Source organism: Roseateles sp. DAIF2, from assembly GCF_015624425.1.
Taxonomy (GTDB): domain Bacteria; phylum Pseudomonadota; class Gammaproteobacteria; order Burkholderiales; family Burkholderiaceae_C; genus Kinneretia.
In genome coordinates this window covers 5,230,789-5,254,489 of sequence record NZ_CP049919.1, presented here as the reverse complement: position 1 = coordinate 5,254,489, position 23,701 = coordinate 5,230,789, and the positions used below count along the sequence as shown (strand labels likewise).

Annotated in this window: 22 protein-coding genes; 12 read left to right on the top strand and 10 right to left on the bottom strand. The window is 69.6% G+C overall.

The features are described 5' to 3' along the window. Positions 1 to 359 precede the first annotated feature (359 nt). The gene (locus G8A07_RS24200; protein WP_195794471.1) at positions 360 to 986 is read left to right on the top strand and encodes a helix-turn-helix transcriptional regulator; all 627 of its coding nucleotides are present in this window, start codon (positions 360 to 362) and stop codon (positions 984 to 986) included. 13 nt (positions 987 to 999) lie between these two features. Here G8A07_RS24200 and G8A07_RS24195 read toward each other — a convergent pair whose 3' ends face one another. From G8A07_RS24195 to G8A07_RS24170, 6 genes are all read right to left on the bottom strand, one after another. Then, the gene (locus G8A07_RS24195; RefSeq protein ID WP_195794470.1) at positions 1,000 to 1,470 is read right to left on the bottom strand and encodes a hypothetical protein; all 471 of its coding nucleotides are present in this window, start codon (positions 1,468 to 1,470) and stop codon (positions 1,000 to 1,002) included. Positions 1,471 to 1,607: 137 nt separating this feature from the next. Beyond that, complete coding sequence (gene hslU / locus G8A07_RS24190) at positions 1,608 to 2,900, bottom strand: ATP-dependent protease ATPase subunit HslU (protein WP_305798682.1); 1,293 nt, start codon at positions 2,898 to 2,900, stop codon at positions 1,608 to 1,610. 11 nt (positions 2,901 to 2,911) lie between these two features. Continuing rightward, entirely contained in the window at positions 2,912 to 3,490 is a 579-nt protein-coding gene (gene hslV, locus G8A07_RS24185; RefSeq protein ID WP_195794469.1) for an ATP-dependent protease subunit HslV, read from the bottom strand. A 132-nt stretch (positions 3,491 to 3,622) separates the two neighbouring features. Then, the gene (locus G8A07_RS24180; protein WP_195794468.1) at positions 3,623 to 5,386 is read right to left on the bottom strand and encodes a hypothetical protein; all 1,764 of its coding nucleotides are present in this window, start codon (positions 5,384 to 5,386) and stop codon (positions 3,623 to 3,625) included. 62 nt (positions 5,387 to 5,448) lie between these two features. Then, positions 5,449 to 6,156, bottom strand: a complete 708-nt coding sequence (gene dksA, locus G8A07_RS24175) for an RNA polymerase-binding protein DksA (protein WP_249937129.1) — start codon at positions 6,154 to 6,156, stop codon at positions 5,449 to 5,451. Positions 6,157 to 6,321: 165 nt separating this feature from the next. Then, positions 6,322 to 7,356, bottom strand: coding sequence for a GTP-binding protein (locus G8A07_RS24170; RefSeq protein WP_195794467.1), 1,035 nt, complete (start codon positions 7,354 to 7,356; stop codon positions 6,322 to 6,324). Between the two features lie 137 nt (positions 7,357 to 7,493). On the opposite strand from G8A07_RS24170, the gene G8A07_RS24165 reads away from it, so the two are divergent. From G8A07_RS24165 to G8A07_RS24135, 7 genes are all read left to right on the top strand, one after another. Continuing rightward, positions 7,494 to 8,381 carry an HlyC/CorC family transporter gene (locus G8A07_RS24165; RefSeq protein WP_249937128.1) on the top strand — a complete coding sequence of 296 codons (888 nt, stop codon included), beginning with the start codon at positions 7,494 to 7,496 and terminating at the stop codon, positions 8,379 to 8,381. After that, positions 8,381 to 9,844, top strand: a complete 1,464-nt coding sequence (gene lnt, locus G8A07_RS24160) for an apolipoprotein N-acyltransferase (protein WP_195794465.1) — start codon at positions 8,381 to 8,383, stop codon at positions 9,842 to 9,844. Before G8A07_RS24165 ends, lnt begins: the two co-directional genes overlap by 1 nt. Positions 9,845 to 9,924: 80 nt before the next feature. Beyond that, positions 9,925 to 10,854, top strand: a complete 930-nt coding sequence (glyQ, locus tag G8A07_RS24155) for a glycine--tRNA ligase subunit alpha (RefSeq protein ID WP_195794464.1) — start codon at positions 9,925 to 9,927, stop codon at positions 10,852 to 10,854. A 3-nt stretch (positions 10,855 to 10,857) separates the two neighbouring features. Then, a complete protein-coding gene (glyS, locus tag G8A07_RS24150; RefSeq protein ID WP_195794463.1) occupies positions 10,858 to 12,978 on the top strand; it encodes a glycine--tRNA ligase subunit beta in 2,121 nt (706 codons plus the stop codon). 30 nt (positions 12,979 to 13,008) lie between these two features. After that, complete coding sequence (gene gmhB, locus G8A07_RS24145) at positions 13,009 to 13,662, top strand: D-glycero-beta-D-manno-heptose 1,7-bisphosphate 7-phosphatase (RefSeq protein ID WP_249937127.1); 654 nt, start codon at positions 13,009 to 13,011, stop codon at positions 13,660 to 13,662. Between the two features lie 32 nt (positions 13,663 to 13,694). Then, the gene (locus G8A07_RS24140; RefSeq protein ID WP_195797946.1) at positions 13,695 to 14,438 is read left to right on the top strand and encodes a 1-acyl-sn-glycerol-3-phosphate acyltransferase; all 744 of its coding nucleotides are present in this window, start codon (positions 13,695 to 13,697) and stop codon (positions 14,436 to 14,438) included. 27 nt (positions 14,439 to 14,465) lie between these two features. After that, positions 14,466 to 15,281: a M48 family metallopeptidase gene (locus G8A07_RS24135; protein ID WP_249937126.1), complete on the top strand. Its 816-nt coding sequence runs from the start codon at positions 14,466 to 14,468 to the stop codon at positions 15,279 to 15,281. 303 nt (positions 15,282 to 15,584) lie between these two features. Here the strand turns inward: G8A07_RS24135 and G8A07_RS24130 are convergent, their stop codons facing one another. Then, on the bottom strand, positions 15,585 to 16,643 hold the full coding sequence (locus G8A07_RS24130; RefSeq protein ID WP_195794462.1) for an MBL fold metallo-hydrolase: 1,059 nt from the start codon (positions 16,641 to 16,643) through the stop codon (positions 15,585 to 15,587). Between the two features lie 57 nt (positions 16,644 to 16,700). Here G8A07_RS24130 and G8A07_RS24125 point away from each other — a divergent pair, with 57 nt between their 5' ends. From G8A07_RS24125 to G8A07_RS24115, 3 genes are all read left to right on the top strand, one after another. Then, positions 16,701 to 17,141, top strand: coding sequence for a MerR family DNA-binding transcriptional regulator (locus G8A07_RS24125; protein ID WP_195794461.1), 441 nt, complete (start codon positions 16,701 to 16,703; stop codon positions 17,139 to 17,141). 129 nt (positions 17,142 to 17,270) lie between these two features. Further along, the gene (locus G8A07_RS24120) at positions 17,271 to 17,636 is read left to right on the top strand and encodes a YciI family protein (protein ID WP_195794460.1); all 366 of its coding nucleotides are present in this window, start codon (positions 17,271 to 17,273) and stop codon (positions 17,634 to 17,636) included. After that, on the top strand, positions 17,633 to 18,880 hold the full coding sequence (locus tag G8A07_RS24115; RefSeq protein ID WP_195794459.1) for an RNA polymerase sigma factor: 1,248 nt from the start codon (positions 17,633 to 17,635) through the stop codon (positions 18,878 to 18,880). The genes G8A07_RS24120 and G8A07_RS24115 overlap by 4 nt, the downstream gene beginning before the upstream one ends. Here G8A07_RS24115 and G8A07_RS24110 read toward each other — a convergent pair. Next, positions 18,877 to 19,551, bottom strand: a complete 675-nt coding sequence (locus G8A07_RS24110) for an alpha/beta hydrolase (protein ID WP_195794458.1) — start codon at positions 19,549 to 19,551, stop codon at positions 18,877 to 18,879. The two genes, G8A07_RS24115 and G8A07_RS24110, sit on opposite strands and share 4 nt — an antisense overlap. Before the next feature lie 190 nt (positions 19,552 to 19,741). On the opposite strand from G8A07_RS24110, the gene G8A07_RS24105 reads away from it, so the two are divergent. Further along, on the top strand, positions 19,742 to 20,023 hold the full coding sequence (locus G8A07_RS24105) for a YciI family protein (protein WP_195794457.1): 282 nt from the start codon (positions 19,742 to 19,744) through the stop codon (positions 20,021 to 20,023). 16 nt (positions 20,024 to 20,039) lie between these two features. On the opposite strand, the gene G8A07_RS24100 is transcribed toward G8A07_RS24105, so the two are convergent. Together G8A07_RS24100 and G8A07_RS24095 are read right to left on the bottom strand one after the other, a co-directional pair. Then, complete coding sequence (locus G8A07_RS24100; RefSeq protein ID WP_195794456.1) at positions 20,040 to 21,215, bottom strand: PepSY domain-containing protein; 1,176 nt, start codon at positions 21,213 to 21,215, stop codon at positions 20,040 to 20,042. Beyond that, positions 21,212 to 23,620: a TonB-dependent siderophore receptor gene (locus tag G8A07_RS24095; protein ID WP_195794455.1), complete on the bottom strand. Its 2,409-nt coding sequence runs from the start codon at positions 23,618 to 23,620 to the stop codon at positions 21,212 to 21,214. The genes G8A07_RS24100 and G8A07_RS24095 overlap by 4 nt, the downstream gene beginning before the upstream one ends. Between the last annotated feature and the right edge of the window lie 81 nt (positions 23,621 to 23,701).

Below are 23,701 nucleotides of genomic sequence, written 5' to 3'. Positions count from 1 at the left end.
ACAACAGGCATGGCATGGGCATCGGAATGCCCGGCCCGCCGGGGGCGACGCTGAGACGAGTTGGGCCGGCCGACGGTGAACCCAGATTAGGTCGCGGCGGGTCAGGTGCCATCCACCGATTGGTGTAGGGGCCGGCCGCCGCGGCGTGTCTATCCGCAAGGTTTAGGGTGCTGCGCCTGTCCCCTGGAAAAGGGCGGTTCGGCGCTGGCATCGATGGGGCCGGCGGCCTAGAGTCGGGTGGGTCGCGCGCCGGGCCCGGCTGGGGCCGGTGCCGCTTTGCCGATCGGGGAGTTGGTGGCGCTGTCCATGCCGGCACAGACCGGTGAGTAAAAACAGCGCAACGCTGAGATCCGGGCCGCATGGACCCCATCGTTCTTTCGCACGCCTTCCTGCCCCGCCCGTCCGGCGGCGTCGAGCGGCTGCTGGACGGGCTGCCGCAGGCGCTGCTGGTCAGCCTGGCGGACCGGCGTCTGCTGTTCGCCAATCCGCTCGCGCAGTGCCTGCTGCGGGAGGGCGATGCGGCGCTGGCGGCCCGGCACCTGATGCGGCTCGGGCAATGGCAGGCCGTGGGCTTGGAGGCCTTGCTGGGCCGGGCCGCGGCCGGGGCGAGTACCGAAGCGCCGCTGTGGTTCGCGCCGGGCCTGGCCACCGGCGTGCTGCAGGTGTCGCGGCTGCCGATCGAGCTGGCGGCCGCGGCGGGCTGGCCCGCGGGCAGCCTGCTGCTGGCGGTGCAGCGCGACCGGCCCGGGCTGGCCCAGGCGGCGCGGCTGGAGGCGCTGGCGGCCCGCTGCGCGCTCAGCGCGGCCGAAAGGCAGGTGCTGACCCTGCTGGCCGAGGGGCTGAGCGTCGAGGTCACGGCGGAGCGGTTGAACCTGCGGGTGAGCACCGTGCGCAGCCATGTGCGCCATCTGCTGCGCAAGACCGGAAGCCCGTCGCTGATGCAGCTGCTGCGCTGGGTCGGCAGCGCCAGCGAGGCGCCGGGCTGAACCGTCCCGGGGGCTAGCGAGCCAGGGCCAGGCTGGCCGGCAGCTCCTGCACCGCGACGCGATCCTGCATCGCATCGCTCGCCTCATCGGTCGGCCGGATCACGACCAGGAAGTTGTACTGCTGGTTCGGCTGCCCGTCGTTGGCGCAGGCCATCCCACGCACGGCACGGCGCAGCGGGGCGCGGTAGTCCAGCGGACCACCGCGGGTCTCGACCTTGCCGACCCGCTCGCCGTCCAGCTGGAAGCGCACATGGATCGTGCCGGCCTGGCCTGACATGTAGATGGCGCGGGCGAGGCCCTCGGTGAGGTGTTCATCGACGTCGGGGCAGGTGCGGCGCACATCGACGCGTGGCGGTTCGGCGGCGCGGGTGCCGCGCAACTCCACCGTGTCGAGGTTGCTCTGGGCATCGGCCAGCGGGGCGCCGGCGATCAGCAGGGCAAAGACGGCGAGATGGCGCGAGGTGGCGCGAGGACGGTGCAGCATGGCGGACTCCTGGTCGGACCGGGCGGAGGGGAAGAATGCCCGGCCCATGCCACAAGCTAGCGAGCCGTGGCACGGCCCGCCAGCCCGATCGGAGCGGCGCTACGCAGTTTTGTGGAGCCCGGCGCGCATCCGTCCGCTCAAAGGATGAAGCGGCTCAGGTCCTCGTTCTTCGCCAGCTCGCCCAGCTTCGCGTCCACCGCGGCCGCGTCCAGCGTGATGGTCTGGCCGGCATGCTTGTGGGCGTCGAAGCTGATCTCGTCGAGCAGGCGCTCCATCACCGTGGCCAGGCGGCGCGCGCCGATGTTCTCGGTGCGTTCGTTGACCTCGAAGGCGATCTGCGCCAGGCGCCGGATGCCGTCGTCGCCGAGCTCCAGGGTCAGGCCCTCGGTGGCCAGCAGGGCCTGGTACTGCTTGACCAGGCTGGCGTGGGTGCTCTTCAGGATGGCCTCGAAATCGTCCACCGACAGCGAGCCCAGCTCGACGCGGATCGGGAAGCGGCCCTGCAGCTCGGGAATCAGGTCGCTGGGCTTGCTGAGGTGGAAGGCGCCGGATGCGATGAACAGCATGTGGTCGGTCTTGACCATGCCGTACTTGGTGTTGACCGTCGTGCCCTCGACCAGGGGCAGCAGGTCACGCTGCACGCCCTGGCGCGAGACGTCGGCGCCGCCATGCTCGGCGCGGCTGGCCACCTTGTCGATCTCGTCGACGAAGACGATGCCGTTCTCCTGAGCATTGGCCAGCGCGGCGGTCTTGATCTCGTCCTCGTTGAGCAGCTTGGCGGCTTCTTCCTCGACCAGCAGCTTCATGCCCTCGGCGATCTTCAGCTTGCGGGTCTTGCGCTTGCCGCCGCCCATCTGCGAGAACATGCTCTTGAGCTGCTCGGCCATCTCCTCCATGCCCTGGGGGCCGAGGATCTCCATGCTGGGCTTGGCCTCCAGCACGTCGATCTCGATCTCCTTGTCGTCCATCTGGCCCTCGCGCAGGCGCTTGCGCATCAGCTGGCGGGTGCTGTTCTCGGCGTCGCTGCCGGGCACCAGGATGTCCAGCACGCGCTCCTCGGCGGCGTCCTCGGCACGGGTGCGCTGGATGCGCATCTGGCGCTCGCGCTCCTGCTTGACGGCGACGTCGACCAGGTCGCGCACGATCGAGTCGACATCCTTGCCGACATAGCCGACCTCGGTGAACTTGGTGGCCTCGACCTTGATGAAGGGCGCGTCGGCCAGCTTGGCCAGGCGGCGCGCGATCTCGGTCTTGCCGACGCCGGTCGGGCCGATCATCAGGATGTTCTTGGGCGTGATCTCGCCGCGCAGCTTCTCGTCGACGCGCTGGCGCCGCCAGCGGTTGCGCATCGCGATCGCGACGGCGCGCTTGGCGGCCTGCTGGCCGACGATGTGGCGGTCAAGTTCGGAGACGATCTCCTGGGGGGTCATGCTCATGAGGATCAGTCCAGCGTCTCGATCGTGTGGTTCAGATTGGTGTAGATGCAGATCTCGCCCGCGATCACCAGCGACTGTTTGACGATCTCGGCCGCGCCGAGTTCGCTGTGGTTCAGCAGGGCCTTGGCCGCGGCCTGGGCATAGGCGCCGCCGGAGCCGATCGCGACGATGCCCTGCTCGGGCTCCAGCACGTCACCATTGCCGGTGATGATCAGGGAGGCCGTACGGTCGGCCACGGCCAGCATCGCCTCCAGGCGGCGCAGCACGCGGTCGGTGCGCCAGTCGCGGGTCAGCTCGACCGCGGCGCGCACCAGATGGCCCTGATGCTTCTCCAGCTTGGCCTCGAAGCGCTCGAACAGCGTGAAGGCGTCGGCGGTCGCGCCGGCGAAGCCGGCCAGCACCTTGTCATGGTGGAGCTTGCGCACCTTGCGCGCGCTGGCCTTGACGACGATATGGCCCAGGGTCACCTGGCCATCACCGCCGATCGCGACCTGCAGACCGCTGGGGGTCTCGCGCCGCACGCTGACGATGGTGGTGCCGTGATACACCGGCGCTTGCTGTTGGGAAGAAGACAAGGAATCCATAGGAACTCCAGATGGGGTCGATCCGCCCCTTTTCAACGCCGGAACGGATTGGCCCAGCAGAGCCCGAGGATCCGGCTTCGCCGGGCCTGCGGGCTCGCCCCTTGAGGGGCGCGCGCAGCGCGTAGGGGTGGGTTAATTGATTCGGACCTTGACCCTGGCGTGCTCGTTGATGCCCATCGCGCCAAGGAACAGCGCGACCAAGCGGTGCGCCTCGGAAAACACCACCGCGCGGTTCTCGCTGCGGCGCGCCAGCACCCAGTTCAGCAGGTCGCCGGCGGCCATGAAATCGAGCCGGATCAGCTTGGGGCAGGCGATCGTCACCAGGGTGGCGGCGCCGAGTTCGGTGCTCATCAGGCGCAGGGTCTCGCTGATGTCGCCGCTCAGCTGGCCCGACAGCTCCAGCTGGGCGTTGGCCGGCAGGCCGCTGCCCATGCTGGACTCGAGGAAGGAGGAGGTCTCGCTCGGTCCCGTGGTGGTGGTCGCGGGCTGGGCGCTGGTCGACAGGGTCTGGCCGCTGACGCGTACCCGGCATTGGGCGCGTTCCCAGGAGGGCGGCGACACCTCGTAGGTGACGCAGTAGTCGATCGCCGCCTCGTCGAACTGGTCGGGTCGGTTGACCAGGCGCAGGGTCTCCAGGCGCAGCATCCAGAAGGCCGGGTCGACATCGCGGCTGCCCACCGGGGCCAGCTCCTTGAGCTGCAGCAGAAACTGGTCGCCGGCCAGCCAGCGCATGTCGACCTGCTGGCTGGCCCAGCCGCGGAACAGCTCGCGCAGGCGGGCGCAGCCCTCGGTGTCCAGGCGGCGCAACGCGGCCCAGTCCAGCACCCAGGGCATCGGCAGGTTCTGGCAGCGCTTGGTCAGCAGGGCCACGGCCTCGGCGTCCAGGTATTCCGGCGCGGTCCAGGCCACGCCGCCGGCGCTGCCCATCGGCTTGCGCTCCTTGCTGAGGCTCTCGGCCACCAGCTTGGGCAGCGAGAACCATTGCGGCGCCGACAGGCCGAACAGCGGCACATAGTCCAGCGCCAGCGCCTCGAACTTGGCCTGCTGGGCGGTGGCGCGGTAGAGGTCGAACAGCACCAGCCAGGTCTCGGGATGCAGATGGCGCGGCGCGCCCTTCTGGATCAGTGCGGACAGGCCCTGCTCGCAGGCGGCGTAGTCGGCATTCGCGAAGGCGATCACCATCTCGTCGAGCTCGGGGTCGTGGCGCAGCTCGTTGACCTCCATTGCGGCCGGCTGCTCGGCCACCGCGAAGCTCAGCGGGCCATGGCCGCTGTCCGGGTTGATGGGCAGCGGCGGCAGCTTGGGCAGGCGGCTCGGCTTGGCGTCCGACAGCGGCGGCAGGCCGGCACCCATCACCGCGGCGGCCGGCGGCGGCACCGATTCCAGCCGCTCGATCTCGGCCGGGCTGGAGAACTGGCTGACCCGGGGCGCGGCCGGCGCGTCGGCCGGCAGGGTGGGGGCGAAATGCACCGGGCGGGTGCTGGTCTCGAAGAAGCCGGGCGGATGGGTGGTGGCGAGCTGGGTCGGGGCGAAGCTCTCGCCGACCATCTGCTGCTCGATCTGGTCGATCTTGGCCTTCACGCCGGGATCGATCTTCGAGTTCAGCTCGCTGTTGCTGCGCTCCACCTCGTCCATACGGGAGCTGCTGCTGCCCAGCGCCGCCAACTGCTCGGGCGACAGGCCCTCGCGCCGGATGCGCCGCAGCATGTCCAGCTCGCGCTTGCGCACGAAGTCGTTGCGGCGCTTGCGCTCCACCATCGCGCGCAGCTCGGCCTTGGCGAGGTCGCCCTCGGGGTCGTCCTGGCGCGAGTTGATCTCGGCCCAGTCGGTGGTCGGATTCGCGACGAAACGCGCGACCTTGCGCAGAAAGCTCTCGCCGTCTTTCGGTTCTGCCATGTGCGCGCTGGACCTAGCTCTGGTGGTGGATTCTTCGACAGACCGGCGATCCGCCAGGAGACTCAGTCTCCGAACATCTTCTGCTTCAGCTCGCGGCGCTGCTGGGCTTCCAGTGACAGCGTGGCGGTTGGGCGGGCGATCAGCCGGCCCAGGCCGATCGGCTCGCCGGTCTCGTCGCAATAGCCATAGTCGCCGCTGTCCAGTCGCGTCAGCGACTGCATGATCTTCTTCAGCAGCTTGCGCTCGCGGTCGCGGGTGCGCAGCTCCAGTGCGTGCTCTTCCTCGATCGTTGCGCGATCGGCGGGGTCGGGCACGATGGAGGTGTCTTCGCGCAGGTGTTCGGTGGTCTCGCCGGCGTTCGACAGCACACCTTCCTTGAGTTCGTTCAGCTTGGCGCGGAAGAACTCGATCTGCTTGTCGTTCATGTACTCGGCCTCGGGCATGGCCAGCACTTCGGCGTCGGTCAGCTCGTGGCCGGGCTTGGTCTTCCAAGCGTTGGCGAGTTTGGGGTCGGCCTTGGCGGCGGTCTTGGGGCTTTCAATCACGGGCGTACTCATAGATCGCGTCGGCGGCTTAGGGGGAGCAAAACGGTCGGCAAAGCGGCTGCTGCCGGGCGAAGGGGCAGTCGCTTCGAGGGTGGTCACGCCGTCGTCGGGGTCGGCGACCGCGGCTGCCTTGGGCTTGGCGGTGCTCTTGCCCGTCTTGGCAGCCGTGCGCCCCTCGGCCGGCTTGGATGCCGGGGTGGTTTTCGGGGCCAGGGTCTTGCTCACGGTGGGTCTCCTCGCTTCTTCCTCGCTGCGGGCAGGATGCTTTCTTTATACCTGCTCCGCGGGGCTAGATGGCAAAGCTGTCCAGCCTGATTTGAGGGGCTGGCCGGTTTGGGCGGGGCGGATTGTAGCCATGCTGACCTCACGCCAATCTGACGCCGCCCGATTTCAGGCCAGGCAGCCTTCCAGGCCTTGTAACAGGATGTCCTTGGGCAGGTCGATGCCGATGAAAACCATTTTGCTCTGCTTTTGCTCGCCTGGCATCCACTTCGGGCCCAGGTCCGAGCCCATCAGCTGGTGCACGCCCTGGAAGATCACCTTCTTGTCGGTGCCCTTCATGTTCAGCACGCCCTTGTAGCGCAGCATCTTGGGGCCGTAGACCTGCACGATGGCGCCCAGGAAGTCCTCCAGCTTGGCCGGGTTGAAGGGCTTGTCGGAGCGGAACACGAAGGACTTGACATCGTCGTCGTGGTGATGGTGGTGCGGGTGGTCGCAATGCTCGCCATGCTCATGATCATGGTCGTGATGGTCATGCTCGTCGGCGTTCAGGAAATCGGGATCGATCTCCAGCTTGGCGTTCAGGTTGAAGCCACGCAGGTCGAACACCCGGGAAATCTCCACATTGCCGAAATGGACGCGCTGCTGCGGCGCGCGCGGGTTCATGTGCTTGATGCGGTGGGCCAGCGCCTCGACCTCGGCCTCCTCGACCAGGTCGCTCTTGCTGATGAAGATCTGGTCGGCGAAGCCGATCTGGCGGCGCGCCTCCTGGCGGGTGTCCAGCTGCGTGTCGGCATGCTTGGCGTCGACCAGGGTCAGGATCGAGTCGAGCAGGTAGCTCTCGGCGATCTCGTCGTCCATGAAGAAGGTCTGGGCCACCGGGCCCGGGTCGGCCAGGCCGGTGGTCTCGATCACGACGCGCTCGAAATCCAGTTCGCCCTTGCGCCGCTTGGCGGCCAGGTCGGTCAGGGTGGTGCGCAGGTCCTCGCGGATCGTGCAGCAGACGCAGCCGTTGCTCATCTGGATGATCTGCTCGTTGGTGTCGGCCACCAGGATGTCGTTGTCGATGTTCTCCTCGCCGAACTCGTTCTCGATCACGGCGATCTTCTGGCCATGGGCCTCCGAGAGCACCCGCTTGAGCAGGGTGGTCTTGCCGGAGCCGAGGAAGCCCGTGAGGATGGTGGCGGGGATGAGACCTTGTGACATGGTGATGATGTAGCGCTGACTGCTGTGGCGGATCTGCCGCCGGGTAGGCCCCAGATGGGGGCGGCTGACTGTGGTGCAAGAGGTGGGCGCTGTCAATGGGTTATTCTGTGAGGCCATGCAACTACGGCACCCCCTCCGTGTCCGAACCTCAGCCTAGTAGGCCCCGCGGGGGCCACAAGAGTGCCGCCGATGCTCCGTCGCGCGGCCAAGCACCACGCAAGCTCCTGGACCGCATGCTGGAATTCCTGCATCCGGGGCCGGACTCCACCAGCGAACTGATCGAGACCCTCGCCGAGGCGGAGCAGCGCGAGCTGATCGCGCCCGAATCGCGCCAGATGCTCGAGGGCGTGCTGCACATGGCCGAGCTGTCGGCCGGCGATGTGATGGTGGCCGCGCCGCGCATGGACCTGCTGGACATCGAGGCGCCCTACGAGGAACTGCTCGGTCTGGTGATTCGCGCCGGCCATTCGCGCTTCCCGGTCTTCGAGGGCCAGCGCGACAACATCATCGGCATCCTGCTGGCCAAGGACCTGCTGAAGATCCAGCGCGCGCCGGGGCTGAACCTGCGCGCGCTGCTGCGCCCGATCGTCTTCGTGCCGGAAAGCAAGGGCCTGAACGAGTTGCTGCGCGACTTCCGTTCCAACCGCAACCACCTGGCGATCGTGATCGACGAGTTCGGCAATACCGCCGGCCTGATCACGATCGAGGACGTGCTGGAGGAGATCGTCGGCGAGATCGAGGACGAATTCGACGACAAGGACGGCGAGTCCAGCATCTACACCCTGGCCGACGGCAGCCAGCGGGTGGCCGGCGATGCCGTCATCCCGGCGGTCAATGAGGCCTTCGGCATCACCTTGCCGGAGGATGAGTTCGACACCATCGGCGGCCTGGTCGCGCATGAGCATGGTCGCGTGCCGCGCCGCGGCGAGGTGGTCGAGATCGGCGGTCTGGTGTTCTCCGTGATGCTGACCCGGGGCGGCGCGGTGCGCTGGTTCAAGGTCACCCGCGTGGCCCAAGACGGCTGATGCTGCGGTTCCGTTATGCCCTGCTGGCGGCGCTGGTCGCCGGCGTGCTGCACACGGCCGCCTTCGCCCCGCTGGAGGCCTGGTGGTTGCAGATCATGGCGCTGGCCTGGCTGGCGCACCTGAGCTGGAACGCCGGCCCGCGTCGCGCCGCGCTGCTGGGCGGCGCCTTCGGCTTCGGCTGGCTGGCCTCGGGCCTGTGGTGGCTGCACATCAGCATGCACCAGTTCGGGCATATCCCCTGGGTGCTGGCGGCGCTGGCGGTGGTGCTGCTGGCTGCCTTCCTGAGCCTCTACTACGCCGGCGCGCTGGCTCTGGCCGCCAAGCTGCGCCAGCGCAGCCCGGCCTGGCATGCGCTGACCTGGGCGGCCTGCTGGCTGCTGGCCGAGCTGGGGCGCGCCACCCTGTTCACCGGCTTTCCCTGGATCGCCAGCGGCTATGCCCATACCACCGGCCTGCTGGCCGCCTGGGCGCCCTGGATCGGCGTCTACGGCATCACCGCGCTGGCGGCCGGCTGCGCCGCGGCCTTCGCGGCGCTGGGTCGGCATGCCTGGCAGCCGGCGGCCGTCGCGATCGGGCTGCTGGCCATGGGCCAGTTGCTGCCGCAGAACTTCACCCAGAGCGCCGGGCCGCTGCGCGTCTCGCTGCTGCAGCCGAACGTGCCGCAGGACCAGAAGTTCGACCGCGAGCGCATCGAGGCCAATCTGGACCGCCTGGCGCGCCTGATCGAGGGTTCGCGCGGTCAGGTGGTGGTGACGCCGGAATCGGTGGCGCCGCTGCCGCTGGCCTATCTGGACGCCGACTATGTGGCGCGCCTGCAGCGCGCCGCCAGCCAGCGGCCGCTGTTGCTGGGCACCTTCCTGGGCAATGACCGGGACGGCTATGTCAATTCCCTGGTGGCGGTCGGCGGCCGCGAACCCTATGCCTATGGCAAGCGCCACCTGCTGCCCTTTGGCGAGTTCATCCCGCCCGGCTTCGGCTGGTTCGTGCGCGCGATGGGCATTCCGATGGACGACCAGGCGCGCGGCCCGCATCAGCAGGCCTTCGCGGTCGGCAACCAGCGGCTGCGCCCGCTGATCTGCTACGAGGATCTGTTCGGCGAGGACTTTGTCGACAGCGTGGTCGGCGAGGGCGCGGCGACCGTGCTGGTCAATGTCAGCAACCTGGCCTGGTTCGGCACCGTGATGGTGCTGGACCAGCATCTGCAGTTCTCGAAGATGCGCGCGCTGGAGTTCCAGCGCCCCTTCATCCGCTCGACCAACACCGGCGCCACCGGCGTGCTGGACCACCGCGGCCGGGTGCGCAGCCTGCTGGCACCGGCGCGCGAGGGCGTGCTGGAGGCGACGGTCGAGGGTCGGCGCGGCAGCACGCCCTATGCGCGCTGGCTGAAGGCGCTGGGCCTGGCGCCGCTGTTTGCGCTGGTGGGCGCGGCGCTGGCCCTGGCCTGGTTCCAGCGGCGCCGCTGACCGCGCCGGTAAGTGCCCGTCACATAAAATAAAAAGCAGTCACCTCTCACCCATCCACCCATCCGGCGGTTTCCATATCCATGCTGAGCTTCCAGCAAATCATCCTGACCCTGCAGGACTACTGGTCCAAGCAGGGCTGCGCGCTCCTGCAACCCTATGACATGGAGGTCGGTGCCGGCACCAGCCACACCGCCACCTTCCTGCGCGCGCTCGGCCCCGAGCCCTGGAAGGCCGCCTATGTGCAGCCCAGCCGCCGCCCCAAGGACGGCCGCTACGGCGAGAACCCGAACCGCCTGCAGCATTACTACCAGTTCCAGGTGGTGCTGAAGCCCGCGCCGGCCAACATCCTGGAGCTGTACCTTGGCTCGCTGGAGGCCCTGGGTTTCGACCTGAAGAAGAACGACGTGCGCTTCGTCGAGGACGACTGGGAGAACCCGACCCTCGGCTGCTGGGGCCTGGGCTGGGAGGTCTGGCTGAACGGCATGGAGGTGACCCAGTTCACCTATTTCCAGCAGGTCGGCGGCATCGACTGCAAGCCGATCACCGGCGAGATCACCTATGGCCTGGAGCGACTGGCCATGTATCTGCAGGGCAAGGAATCGGTCTACGACCTGGTCTACACCGACGGCCTCACTTACGGCGACGTGTTCCACCAGAACGAGGTCGAGCAGTCGACCTACAACTTCGAGCACAGCGACGTCGATTTCCTGCTGCAGGCCTTCGCCGCCCATGAGCGCAAGTCCCAGCAGCTGATGGAGTCGCAGCTGGCGCTGCCCGCCTACGAGCAGCTGCTGAAGGCCGGCCATACCTTCAACCTGCTGGATGCGCGCGGCGCGATCTCGGTCACCGAGCGTGCCGCCTATATCGGCCGCATCCGCAACCTGGCGCGCACCGTCGCCCAGAGCTATCTGGACAGCCGTGCCCGCCTCGGCTTCCCGATGGCCCCCAAGGCCTGGGCCGACGAGGTGGTCGCCCAGATCGAGAAGAAGAATAAAGCGAAGGCGGCCTGAGTCATGAGCGCTACCCCGAAGAACCTGCTGGTCGAACTGTTTGTCGAAGAGCTGCCGCCGAAGGCGCTGAAGAAGCTGGGCGAGGCCTTTTGCGAGGGGCTGCTCGTCGGTCTCGAGGGCCAGGGCCTGGTCGACCGCAGTGAATTTGCAAGAGCCCAGGCGTTTGCCTCGCCGCGCCGTCTGGCGGTCCTCGTGCCCGCCGTGCGGGACAAGGCCGAAGACAAGGCCGAGACCAAGAAGCTGGTCCCTGTCGGCGTGGGCCTCGACGCCCAGGGCCAGCCGACCCAGGCCTTGATCAAGAAGCTCGCCTCGCTGGGGCTGCCGGCCGAGGCCTCCGCCCAGGTCTACCGTGAACCCGACGGCAAGGCCGAGGCCCTGTTCATCAAGACCCATGTCGCCGGCGCCACCCTGGCCGAGGGCCTGCAGAAGGCGCTGGACGCGACCATCGCCAAGCTGCCGATTCCCAAGGTGATGACCTACCAGCTGGCCGATGGCTGGAGCGACGTCAAGTTCGTGCGCCCGGCCCATGGCCTGGTGGCCCTGCATGGCAGCGAGCTGGTGCCGGTGGCGGCGCTGGGCCTGCAGGCCGGCCGCGCGACCCGCGGCCACCGCTTCGAATCCGCCGTGGCCCAGGTCGAGATCGAGTCGGCCGACAGCTACGCCGCGCAACTGCGCGAGCAGGGCGCGGTGATCGCGTCCTTCACCGAGCGGCGTGCCGAGATCGTCGCGCAGCTGAATGCAGCTGCGGCCAAGGAAGGCCTGAAGCCGATCGAGGACGAGGCCCTGCTGGACGAGGTGACCGCGCTGGTCGAGCGCCCGAACGTGCTGACCTGCCAGTTCGAGACCGAGTTCCTGGCCGTGCCGCAGGAATGCCTGATCCTGACGATGAAGGCCAACCAGAAGTACTTCCCGCTGCTGGACGCCGCGGGCAAGCTGACGCACAAGTTCCTGGTGGTCTCGAACATCCGCCCGGCGGACGCCAGCGCGGTGACCGGCGGCAATGAGCGCGTCGTGCGCCCGCGCCTGTCGGACGCCAAGTTCTTCTTCGACCAGGACCGCAAGAAATCGCTGGCCGACCGCGTGCCGGGTCTTGCCAAGGTCGTGTATCACGGCAAGCTGGGCAGCCAGGGCGAGCGCGTTGAGCGCGTGCGCGCGATCGCCAAGGCGATCGCCGCCCAGCTGGGCGCCAGCGCGGCGCTGGCCGCCGACATCGACAGCGCCGCCCATCTGGCCAAGGCCGACCTGCTGACCGACATGGTCGGCGAGTTCCCCGAGCTGCAGGGCATCATGGGCGGCTATTACGCCCGCCATGACGGTCTGTCGGAGGCGGTGGCCTTCGCGATCGAGGACCATTACAAGCCGCGCTTCGCCGGCGACGAGCTGCCGCGCAACGAGGCCGGCCTGGTCGTGGCGCTGGCCGACAAGCTGGAGACCCTGGTCGGCCTGTTCGGCATCGGCCAACTGCCCACCGGCGACAAGGACCCGTTCGCGCTGCGCCGCCATGCGCTGGGCGTGGTGCGCATGCTGTCGGAGTCGCCGCTGACGCGGCAGCTCGGTCTGGACGCGGTCATTGCCGCGGCCCTGCCGGCCTTTGCCGGCCTGATCGAGGATCCGAGCGGCAAGCTGCTGGACTTCGTGTTCGATCGGGTGGCGGTCGCCTGGCGGGATGCCTATTCGGCCCAGGAGGTGGATGCCGTGCTGGCGCTGCGCCCGCAGCGCCTGGCCGAGGTGCGCGACCGCCTGGCCGCCGTCCAGGCCTTCGCGGCGCTGCCGGAGGCGGCTTCGCTGGCCGCGGCCAACAAGCGCATCGGCAATATCCTGAAGAAGAGCGAGGAGCCGGTCGAGGCCCGCATCGATCCGGGCCTGTTGAAGGAGCCGGCCGAGCAGCAGCTGGCCCAGGCCCTGCAGGACGTGGCCGCCAAGGCCGACCGGGAGTTCCATGCCGGCGCCTACACCGCCTCGCTGCGCGAGCTGGCGGCGCTGAAGGCCCCGGTCGATGCCTTCTTCGACGGCGTGATGGTCAATGCCGAGGACGCGGCGCTGCGCGCCAACCGCCTGGGCCTGTTGAAGACCCTGCACGAGGCGATGAACCGCGTGGCCGACCTGGCCCGCCTGGCCAGCTGAGCGAAGTAGCAGAAAACCCGGAGCAAGCCCATGCCGACACGCGCCGACCACCACAGCCACGGCATGAAGCTGGTCGTACTCGGCCGCGACGGCACGGTCAACCATTACCGCGACGACCATGTGAAGTCGCCCGAGGAGCTGCAGCCCCTGCCCGGCGCGTTGGAGGCGGTGGCGCGGCTCAACCATGCCGGCTGGCACACGGTGATGGCCACCAACCAGCCCGGCATCGGCCGCGGCCTGCTTGACATGGCCTCGCTGAACGCGGTGCACATGCGCCTGGCCCAGCTGCTGGCCGAGAAGGGCGGGCGGCTCGACGCGGTGTTCTTCTGCCCGCATGCGCCGGAGGAGGGCTGCGGCTGCCGCAAGCCGCTGCCCGGCCTGATCGAGCAGATCGGCGAGCGCTTCGGCGTCGATCTGGACACCGTGCACATGGTCGGCGCCAGCCTGAGGGACCTGCAGACGGCGCAGGCCGCCGGCTGCCTGCCGCACCTGGTGCGCAGCGACCGCCTGGGCAATCTGGACGAGGCCCAGCTGCAGGCGCTGGTCGCCCAGGTGCCGGGCACCGTCGTGCATGCCAATCTCGCGGCCTTTGCCGAACATCTGATCCAAACGGACCGCCGCGCCCGCGCCGCCTCGCGCGGCGAGACCCTGACCCCCGATACCAGTCCCGGAGACCTCTCTTGATCCTTCTTTCCGCTCTGCGCTCGGCGCTGTTCATGTTGTGGATGCTGGTGACCGTGGTGCCGGTGGCGCTGACGGTGGTGCTGATCTCCGTCTTCGTGCGCGGCAACCCGGTCTACTGGACCTGCATCTTCTGGCTGCGCCTGGCGACCTACGGCGCGCGCTACATCTGTGGCGTGCGCTGGCGCATCCAGGGCATGGACAACCTGCCCAGTGCCGCCGACAGCAAATCGGCCGTGATCCTGCTGTCCAAGCACCAGAGCACCTGGGAGACCTTCGCCTATCCCTCGCTGATGAGCCATCCGCTGGCCTATGTGTTCAAGCGCGAGCTGATCTACATCCCCTTCTTCGGCTGGGCGATCGCACGCATGGACATGATCCATATCGACCGCAGCAAGCGCACCGAGGCCTGGAACAAGGTGGCGGCCCAGGGCAAGCGGCTGGCCGCGCTGGGTCACTGGGTCATCATGTTCCCCGAGGGCACGCGCATCGCGCGCGGCAAGAAGGGGGAGTACAAGAGCGGCGGCAGCCGCCTGTCGATCGAAGCCGGCGTGCCGGTGGTGCCGATCGCCACCACCTCGGCGCGCTGCTGGCCGCGCAAGAGCTTCCTGCTGCGCCCCGGCGTGGTCGACATCTCGATCGGCAAGCCGATCTCGCCGGTCGGGCGCGAGCCGATCGAGATGATGCGCGAGGTCGAGACCTGGATCGAAGCCGAGATGCGCCGCCTCGATCCCGAGGCCTATGCCGGCGAGCCGGCGGCCGCCCCCGCGCGCGCCTGAGCGCCGCGCCGTACACTGCCGGCCCATATGCTGATGAAGCGTCTGGCCGGCCTGCTGAAGAGCGTCCAACTGTCCCTGTTCGAGACTGACCTGGTCCAGGCGCCGCCCGCCGCGCCGGCCAGCCCACCCGCGACCGCGCCGCGCGCGCTGCTGCTGGGCAAGCAGCGCGTCCCCTATGAGCTGCGGCGCGCGCGCCGGCGCTCGATCGGCTTTACCGTCAGCGCCGAGGGTCTGAAGGTCAGCGCGCCGCGCTGGGTGACGATCGCCGAGATCGAGAACGCACTGCGCGGCAAGCAGGACTGGATCCTGCGCAAGCTGGACGAGCAGCGCGAGCGCGCCCGCCGCGCCGAGGCCGGCCGGGTGGTCTGGGCCGACGGCTGTCAGCTGCCCTATCTGGGCGCGCCGCTGACCCTGCGCCTGGGCGGCCTGGCCCGCTACGACGCCGAGCGCCGCGAGCTGCACCTGGGCCAGCCCCTCGGCGCGACGCCGGCGCAGATGCGCGAGGCCACCCAGGCCTGGCTGTGCGCCCAGGCGCGCGCGCTGTTCGAGCAGCGCTGCCGGCATTTCTCCACCGCGCTGGGGGTGCGCTACAGCAAGCTCTCGCTCAGCTCGGCCCAGACCCGCTGGGGCAGCGCCAGCGCCAGCGGCGCGATCCGGCTGAACTGGCGCCTGATCCATTACGCGCCGGCGGTGATCGACTATGTCGTCGCCCATGAGCTGGCCCATCTGCGCGAGATGAACCACAGCCCGCGCTTCTGGGCCTGGGTCGAATCGGTGCTGCCGGACTACGAGCTGGCGCGCCAGCGCCTGCGCGACGAACCGGTGCCCCAGCTGGATGCCTGAACGCCGCGGCACCTGTGCCAGCTTGGGACGGCACCGTGCCTGCGCATGAGAGCGATTCCTACCTTAGGGGGGATTGTTTGGATCCAGTATGCAAAGCACACTTCCGGTCACGTGCTGTCATCACGACGCATCTGAGGTCGGTCTCCATCGATGCCGCCTCCCGGCTGGAAACGGATCCCCATCCATCGGTTGATCCGGCACCTAAACCGAAAAGTTGATGCCGTTCAAGTTTCAGCCCGCCGCCACCGCGATCGCCGGTGGCGGCGGACGCTGATTCCAGCGCCCCCTCCCGAGCCCCCTGAATCACGCCGCCGTGAAGCGGTAGATGCCGTCCGCGTCGAGCTGGCGCCGCAGCTTGCCGGCCAACCACAGCGCGTTCAGGTGCGCGACCGACTCGCCCATCGCGAAGGTGGTCTGGTGCAGGTCCAGCTTGCGCCTGAACAGCAGCTCCAGCAGCCCGGCCGCATGGCAGGGCTGGGCGGCGCAGGCCTCCAGCACCTCGGCCAGGCGTTCGTCATGGTGCTGGCGCAGTTGGTCGACGCGGGCATGCAGGCCGGTGAAGGGTTTGCCATGGGCCGGCAGCACCAGGGTGTCGGCCGGCAGCGCCAGCATGCGCGTCAGCGAGTCCAGGTACAGGGTCAGCGGATCGGCCTCGGGCTCGACATCGACCACCGAGACATTGGTCGAGATGCGCGGCAGCACCATGTCGCCCGAAATCAGGAGGCCGAGCTGCTCGCAATGCAGGCTGATGTGCTCCGGCGCATGGCCATAGCCGACGATGCAGCGCCAGGTCTGCCCGCCGATGGTCAGCGTCTGGCCGTCCATCAGCCGGCGGTAGCGGGCCGGCACCTGCGGCACCATGCTGGGGTAGTAGCTGGCGCGGCCGCGGATCTTGGCCAGCGAGTCCGGATCGGTCAGGCCATGGCTGCCGAAGAAGGCCGCGGCGCTCTCACCGCCCATGCCCACCGTGGAGCCGCTGGCGACACGCGCCAGATTGTAGTCGGTCGCGCTGATCCAGAGCCGGCATTGCCACTTCTCGGTCAGCCAATGCGCCAGCCCCATGTGGTCGGGGTGGAAATGGGTGACGATCACGCGCAGCACCGGCAGGCCGTCCAGCTGCTCGGCGAACACCTGCTCCCATTGCGCCTTGCTGACGTCGTTGTGGATGCCGCAGTCGACGATGCTCCAGCCCTCGCGCCCGTCGATCCGGTCGCGCAGCAGCCAGAGGTTGATATGGTCCAGCGCGAAGGGCAAGGCCATGCGCACCCAGCGCACGCCGGGCCCCAGCTCCAGCACGCTGCCCGGCGCGGGCAGGGCGTCGCCCAGCGGATATGTCAGTTCGGATTCGCGCGGATTGCCCATCAGCTGGCCTGCCTTAGACTTACGTTTACGTTAACGTCATATTACAAGCCCGCCGCCATGCGTTCCGACACCGATGCGACACCTTTGTCCTCCGCCGGCGAGGCTTCGTCCGGCCGCCTGTTCACGATCACCGAGTTGGCGGCGGAGTTCGACATCACGCCGCGCGCGATCCGCTTCTACGAGGACATGGGACTGCTGGAGCCCGGCCGCGCCGGCCGCAACCGCGTCTACACCCATCGCGACCGCACCCGCCTGAAACTGACCCTGCGCGGCAAGCGCCTGGGCCTGTCGCTGCAGGAGGTCAAGCAGCTGGTCGACATGTACGACTCCGAGTCGGACGCGGTGCCGCAGCTGAAAGCCTTTCTTGGGGTGCTGGCCCAGCATCGCCGCCAGCTGCAGCAGCAGCTGGACGATATTGAGGTGACCCTGGCCGAGATCGCGCAGCATGAGGAGCGCTGCCAGCTGCTGCTGGCCGAGGCCGGCGGCGCCCGCGACTAGGCTGCGATTAGGGCCAGCAAAAAACAAGCAAAGAAACCGCGGCATCGTTGTCGAATTCGGGGTCGGCCCAACGACCAGTGTTGCCGGCTGCAATCCCGCAGCGGGACCCACCGAGAAAGCGACGATGCCATGCGTTACGCCTGCCTGATCTATTACGACCCGAAGAAACTCTTCAACCAGAGCCCCGAATCGAACGCCGCGCTGGAGCAATGCGAGCACCATGACGAGAAGCTCCAGGCCAGCGGCAACTTCGTGCTGGGCGAGGCGCTGGAGCTGCCGGAATCCGCCGTGACCGTCCAGGTGCGCGAGGGCAAGGTCTCGATGGTCGACGGCCCCTTCATGGAGACGCGCGAGATGCTGGGCGGCATCATCGTGATCGAGGCGCCGGACCTGAACGAGGCCGCCCGCCTGGCCGCCGGCCATCCGCTGGCCGCGATCGGCAGCGTCGAGGTGCGTCCGGTGGTCGACTTCAGCCAGCCGCGCCCGCAGCTGTGAACCCCGCGCCGGATCCGGCCCGCGCCGCGCTCGAGGCGGCCTACCGCCACGACAAGCGGCGCGTGCTGGCCACCCTGATCCATCTGCTGGGCGGCTTCGACGCCGCCGAGGAGGCCCTGCACGAGGCCTTCGCGGCGGCGGCCGAGCAATGGCCGCGCCAGGGCGTGCCGCAGAACCCCTATGCCTGGCTGGTCTCGGCCGGGCGCTTCAAGGCCATCGACCGCTGGCGCGGCCAGGCCCGACTGGCCGCGGCCCTGCCCGAGCTGGCCCTGCTGGCCGAGGTCGAGGCGCCGCCGCCCACGCCCGAGGCGGTGCAGGACGACGAGCTGCGCCTGATCTTCATCTGCTGCCATCCGGCTCTGCCGCCGGATGCGCGCATCGCGCTGACCCTACGCGAGATCGCCGGCCTCAGCACCGAGGAGATCGCGCGCGCCTACCTGAGCCGCGCGCCGGTGATCGCGCAGCGCATCGTGCGCGCCAAGGCCAGGATCCGCGCCGAGGCGCTGCCCTACGAGATCCCGGAGCGCAGCGAGCTGCCGGCGCGGCTGGACGATGTGCTGCGCGTGATCTACCTGATCTTCAGCGAGGGCTATGCCGCCACCGAGGGCCCCAGCCTGACCCGCCCCGAGCTCTGCGCCACCGCGCTGCGCCTGGCGCGCCTGCTGGCCGGCCTGATGGGCGGCGAGCCCGAGGTGCTGGGCCTGCTGGCCCTGCTGCTGCTGCACCAGGCGCGCGGCGCGACGCGCACCGATGCCGCCGGCGAGCTGGTGCTGCTGGAGGACCAGGACCGCGGCCTGTGGGACCGCGAGGGCATCGCCGAGGCGCAGCGCCTGATCGAGCGCGCCTTCGCGAGCCGGCGCGTCGGGCCCTATGTGCTGCAGGCGGCGATCGCGGCCGTGCATGCCGCGGCGCCCAGCCTGGCCGCCACCGACTGGACCGAGCTGCTGGCCCTGTACGAGCTGCTGCAGCGGGTCGAGCCGCTGTCGCCGCTGGTGGGCCTGAACCGGGCCGCCGCGCTGGGCATGCGGGACGGGCCGGCGTCCGGCCTGGCCGCGATCGAGGCGGTGCTGGCTCGCGGCGAGCTGGACGGCTATGCGCTGGCCCATGCGGCGCGCGCCGACATGCTGCGCCGGCTGGGGCAGGACGAGGCCGCGCGCGACAGCTACCGGCGCGCGCTGGCGCTGACGCGGCAGCCGGCCGAGCAGCGCTTTCTGCGCCGGCGGCTGGCGCAGCTGGGGGATTAGCTCAGGCGCTGCAGCAGCCAGTCCTGCAGCGCCGCGATCTCGTCGGGGGGCACCTCATGCCCCATCGGGTAGTCCTGCCATTGCACCTGGTAGCCCAGGCGCTGCAACTCCTGATGCGCGGCCTGGGCGCGCGCCAGCGGCACGACTTGGTCCTGCAGGCCATGGGCCAGGAAGATCGGCGTGGCCTGGTTGGCGGCGCTGCGCTCGGCCTCGGTGCTGGCCAGCAGCGGCAGATAGCCGGACAGGCCGACCAGGCCGGCCAGCCGCTTGCCGTAGCGCAGTCCGGTCAGCAGGGTCATCGCGCAGCCCTGCGAGAAGCCCATCAGCACGATGCGCTCGGGCGGCACGCCGCGCTCGATCTCGCGCTCGATCAGGGCCTCGACCGCGACGCGCGACTGGTGCAGGCCGACCGGATCCTCGCGCTGGTCCAGCGCCGCGTCGCGGATGTCGTACCAGGCGCGCATCGGGTAGCCGCCGTTGATCGTGACCGGGATCACCGGCGCATGCGGCAGCACGAAGCGCAGGCCGCCGCCGTTCGCCAGCAGCGGTCGCAGGTCCAGCGCCTGGCAGACCGGTTCGAAGTCATGGCCATCGGCGCCCAGGCCATGCAGCACGATGATGCTGGCGGTGGGCGTCGCCGGGGTTTGCAGTTCCAGGGTCTCGAGTGTCATGCGGGCATCCTAGGGCACAAACCGGTCGCGGTGGATGACGCCCTGGCCGGTCGCCGGCACGGATGGATACCGACCGGGATTTGCATGAGCGGGGGCTCGGGTGTCATGCTTGGGGCCTGCGCTCTTGCAGATCCTTGCCCCGGGGCCCATGCCGCACTACCTGTTCCGTCTCGAACCCGTTCGCGCCGACATGCGTGCCACCGGCCCCACGCCGCCAGAGGCCGAGGCGATCACCGCGCATTTCGGCTATCTGCAGCGCCTGGTCGGCATGGGCGCGGTGCTGATGTCCGGGCGCACCAGCGCGCTGGACGAGCGCGCCTTCGGCCTGACCCTGCTGCGCGCCGACACCGAGGCGCAGGCGCTGGCGCTGATGCAGGCCGATCCGGTGGTGGCGCGGGGCGTGATGCGCGGCGAACTGCATCCGTTCCGGGTCGAGCTGTGGAGCGCGCAGAGTCCCGAGGAGGAGCTCTGAGCGCAGGCGGCCGGGGTCAGGCCTTGCGCCGGGCGCCGCGCTTGCGCCACCACAGATAGACCCCGCTGGCGCTCAAGGCCGCCACCAGCAGCCCGCTCAGCGACAGCAGCGCCTGGTAGGGCCGGCCCCACAGGGTGCCCAGGTGCAGATTGACGAGCCAGGTCGAGACCGTGTCGCCGGCGGCCGCACCGCGCGGCAGGAACAGGCCCAGCAGGCGGCCATCCTGCGCGCCGATCCACAGCCGGGTGGCGCCGCGGCGTTCGTTCAGGTCGCGGTCGGTGCGCAGGCGCAGCTGGTAGAACGGGGCGCCCGGGCGCCGGCTGAACTCCACCTCATGCTCGATCGTGAAGCCATGCTGGCGCGCCGCCTCGGCCGCGCGGGCGCGGGCCTGGACGAGGGCCGCATCCCAGTCCAGCTCCGGGCCGCCCTTGCTGGAGGCCCGCGCCGGCCCGTCCTGGTGCGCGAACAGGCCGCGCATCACCGGGCTGTAGACCGGGTCCAGGTTGAAGGACACCGAGGACCAGGCCAGCACGAACAGCAGGGCCCAGGGCCACAGGCCGGTGGCGCGGTGCCAGTCGAACAAGCGTTTGTGCCAGCCGGCGCCCCGCCAGCGCAGCTTCCAGGCCGGGCCCCAGCGCGCCAGCCGGCGCGGCCCGCGCGGCGGCAGGGTCAGCCAGGCGCCGACGACGCAGTCGACGGCCCAGATCAGCGCGACGATGCCCAGCGCCAGCTTGCCCCATTCGCCCAGCGCCAGCGAATCGTGCAGCCGGTAGATGAAGGGCATCAGCCCGGCGCGCCAGCCCTGGTCGAAATGGCCCCAGTGGCGCGCGCCGAGGATCTCTCCGCTCCAGGGATCGACGAAGACCTCGTCGACATCCAGATGTTCGACGCCGGGCTTGGGCGCCAGCCAGAAGCGCTGCGCCTCGCCCGGCTTCGCCTGCAGCGGCAGCCAGGGCAGGGTCGCCTCCGGATGGGCCTGCAGCACCCGCTCGCGCAGCAGCAGCGGATCCAGCGGCGCCTCGGCGCGCGGCTGCTGAACCCGCAGCCATTGCGGATTCAGCGCGGCGTCGAGCTCATGGTGGTAGGCCAGCAGGCTGCCGGTCAGCCCGGCCAGCAGCAGGAAGGCCGCCGAGACCAGGCCCAGCCAGCGGTGCGCGAGCACCAGCCAGGCCCGCGGGACCGCCTGGGTCACCACTGATAGCTCAGATTCAGGCGCACGTCACGGCCATAGCCGATCACGCAGAAGTCCTTGCCGCCGGGCATCAGATTGCACTGGGTGCGGTACTGCTTGTCGGTCAGGTTGCTGATGTTGAGCGCGGCGCGCCAGGCCTGCTTCTCGCCCCATTGGTAGCTGACCATCGCGTCGGCCAGGGTGTAGCCGTCGTTGCGCAGCTGGCTGCCATCGGGCTGGCGCACCTCGCTGGGCGCGCCGGAGATGTGGCGCAGGCCCAGGCCCAGGCTCCAGTCGCCCAGCGCGTACTTGCCCCACAGCGCGGCGTTGTGGCGCGGCGTGGCGGGCGGCTGCGAGCCCTGTTCGCCGATCACCAGGCTCTTCAGCACCTTGGCGTCGAGCCAGGTGTACTGGGCCTGGACCGACAGGTTGCGCGCCAGCTCGCCGCTGAACTCCAGCTCCAGGCCGCGGCTGCGCACCTCGCCGGTCTGGTACTCGTTGCGCAGGATCCGGTTGGGGATGGTGGGGTGCGGTTCTTCCTTGGTGGTCCGGACATGGCGCTTGCGCAGATCGAAGATGGCCGCGCTGGCGCGCCACTTCGCGTCCGCCGGTTCGTGGCGCACGCCGGCTTCCCATTGACGCCCCTTCTCGGGCTGGAACTCCTGGCCGTAGCCGTCCTTGGCCGTGGTCGTGCTCATCACCGGCTGGAAGCTGTTGGTGAAGCTCACGTACGGCGACCAGCCGCTGGGCGACAGATGCACCAGACCCAGGCGGCCGGTGAAGGCCGTGTCATCGCGGCGGTGTTCGGTACGGGTGAAGGGATCGGTCGCGTTCAGGCGCGCGTCGTAGCTGGTGTCGGTCTTGGCCTTGTCCCAGCGGCCGCCGACGCTGGCGACCCAATGCTCGCCGAACTTGAGCTGGTCCTGCGCATACAGGCCCAGCTGGCTGACGCGCGCGACGATGCGGTCGGCCAGGTAGTTGTCGTTCCAGGCGATCGGCGTGTAGACCGGCGCGATCAGGTCCAGCGGCGCCACGCCCTTGTTCAGCGAGTGGATGCGCAGGTCCAGGGTCGAGCGGTAATAGTCCAGGCCGAGCGCCAGCTTGTGGCCGATATTGCCGGTCTTCAGCTCGGCCTCGAGCCGGCTGTCGATGTTCAGCGAATGTTCCTTGTCGGGGCGGAACATGGCCAGGCGGCGGATGCTGCGGCCATCGGCCTGCAGGCCGCGGTTGCGCATGTCGCGGCGCTCGTTCTCGGCGTCCATGAAGCGCAGGTTCTGCACCAGCTTCAGCTGCGGGCCGAGCTGGTGCTCCAGCGCATAGCCGATCGAGTTGCCGGTCTTGTCCTGGTGGCCGTCGGGGCCGTTGACATTGATGTCCTTGCGCGCCGGGCCGGCCGGGGTGTCGCGGTAATAGGGGATCACATAGCCGGTGCGGCCGCTCTGGTGCTGGGCCATCAGCGTGATGCTGGTGTTGCCGCCGGTCCAGCTCAGCGCGGGCGCCAGGTAGAGGCGCTCGTCGGGCAGGCCCGGCCATTGGGTTTCGGCATCGCGCTTGAGCGCGGTGAAGCGCCACAGCAGGCCCTGCTCCGGCGCGCCCAGCACGCCGCCGACGTCCAGGGTCAGCTCGCGGCGCTGGAAACTGCCGACCTTGATGCCGACCTCCTGGGTCATGCCGGCCTGCGGGCGCTTGGTGACGGCGTTCACCACCCCGCCCGGCGCGGCCTGGCCATAGGTCACCGAGGCCGGGCCGCGCAGCAGCTCCAGACGCTCCAGGCCATAGGGCTCGAGGTTGGACATGAAGCCGTTGTGGATGAAGCGCAGGCCGTCGCGGTAGGTGCCGGCGCCGGTCAGCCAGAAGCCGCGCAGCGCCATGTCGTCGTCGGTGATCGTGTAATCGGCCGAGCGCACACCGGGGGCGTAGCGCACCGCCTCGCCCAGCGAGGCGACGGCCTGGTCGCGCAGCAGCTCGGCGCCCAGCACCGTGATCGCCTGCGGCGTCTCCTTCAGCGTCAGGGCCAGCTTGCCGGCCGAGCCGCTGCTCTGGGCCAGGTAGCCGCGCACCGGGGCGGTCGGTTCGGCGGCGACGCGGGCGCGCACCAGGGGCAGGGCCTCGGCCGAGCCGGCGCTGGGGCTCAGCACCAGGGTGCGGCCCTCGATGCGGCCGGCCAGGCCGCTGTCGGCCAGCAACCTGTTCAGCGCGGCCTCGGGCTCATGGCGGCCGCGCAGGGCCGGGGCCTGGCGGCCCTGCAGCAGCGCGGGGTCGACCAGCAGCTGCAGGCCGGCCTTGCGGGCCAGCTCCTGCAGGCTCTGCGCCAGCGGCTGGGCCGGCAGGGCGAATTCCAGCGCCTGGGCGCAGGCGAGCTGGGTGCTGAGGGCGGCGGCCGCCGCGATCAGGAGCAGGCGGGGACTACGGGACGAGGATCGCATCAGAAAAAACTCCGGAGGAAAAACAGGGGGCGTCAGTTCTAGAAACGACGCAGCGCCGTTCATCCCTCAGGTTTTTTGCAA

Coding starts and splice junctions, on each gene's coding strand:
- gmhB (WP_249937127.1), top strand. CDS start 13,009: ATGCCGACACGCGCCGACCACCACAGCCACGGCATGAAGCTGGTCGTA.
- G8A07_RS24180 (WP_195794468.1), bottom strand. CDS start 5,386: ATGGCAGAACCGAAAGACGGCGAGAGCTTTCTGCGCAAGGTCGCGCGT.
- hslU (WP_305798682.1), bottom strand. CDS start 2,900: ATGACCCCCCAGGAGATCGTCTCCGAACTTGACCGCCACATCGTCGGC.
- G8A07_RS24105 (WP_195794457.1), top strand. CDS start 19,742: ATGCGTGCCACCGGCCCCACGCCGCCAGAGGCCGAGGCGATCACCGCG.
- G8A07_RS24135 (WP_249937126.1), top strand. CDS start 14,466: ATGCTGATGAAGCGTCTGGCCGGCCTGCTGAAGAGCGTCCAACTGTCC.
- glyS (WP_195794463.1), top strand. CDS start 10,858: ATGAGCGCTACCCCGAAGAACCTGCTGGTCGAACTGTTTGTCGAAGAG.
- glyQ (WP_195794464.1), top strand. CDS start 9,925: ATGCTGAGCTTCCAGCAAATCATCCTGACCCTGCAGGACTACTGGTCC.
- G8A07_RS24095 (WP_195794455.1), bottom strand. CDS start 23,620: ATGCGATCCTCGTCCCGTAGTCCCCGCCTGCTCCTGATCGCGGCGGCC.
- lnt (WP_195794465.1), top strand. CDS start 8,381: ATGCTGCGGTTCCGTTATGCCCTGCTGGCGGCGCTGGTCGCCGGCGTG.
- G8A07_RS24200 (WP_195794471.1), top strand. CDS start 360: ATGGACCCCATCGTTCTTTCGCACGCCTTCCTGCCCCGCCCGTCCGGC.
- G8A07_RS24120 (WP_195794460.1), top strand. CDS start 17,271: ATGCGTTACGCCTGCCTGATCTATTACGACCCGAAGAAACTCTTCAAC.
- G8A07_RS24140 (WP_195797946.1), top strand. CDS start 13,695: ATGTTGTGGATGCTGGTGACCGTGGTGCCGGTGGCGCTGACGGTGGTG.
- hslV (WP_195794469.1), bottom strand. CDS start 3,490: ATGGATTCCTTGTCTTCTTCCCAACAGCAAGCGCCGGTGTATCACGGC.
- G8A07_RS24170 (WP_195794467.1), bottom strand. CDS start 7,356: ATGTCACAAGGTCTCATCCCCGCCACCATCCTCACGGGCTTCCTCGGC.
- G8A07_RS24110 (WP_195794458.1), bottom strand. CDS start 19,551: ATGACACTCGAGACCCTGGAACTGCAAACCCCGGCGACGCCCACCGCC.
- G8A07_RS24125 (WP_195794461.1), top strand. CDS start 16,701: ATGCGTTCCGACACCGATGCGACACCTTTGTCCTCCGCCGGCGAGGCT.
- G8A07_RS24195 (WP_195794470.1), bottom strand. CDS start 1,470: ATGCTGCACCGTCCTCGCGCCACCTCGCGCCATCTCGCCGTCTTTGCC.
- G8A07_RS24130 (WP_195794462.1), bottom strand. CDS start 16,643: ATGGGCAATCCGCGCGAATCCGAACTGACATATCCGCTGGGCGACGCC.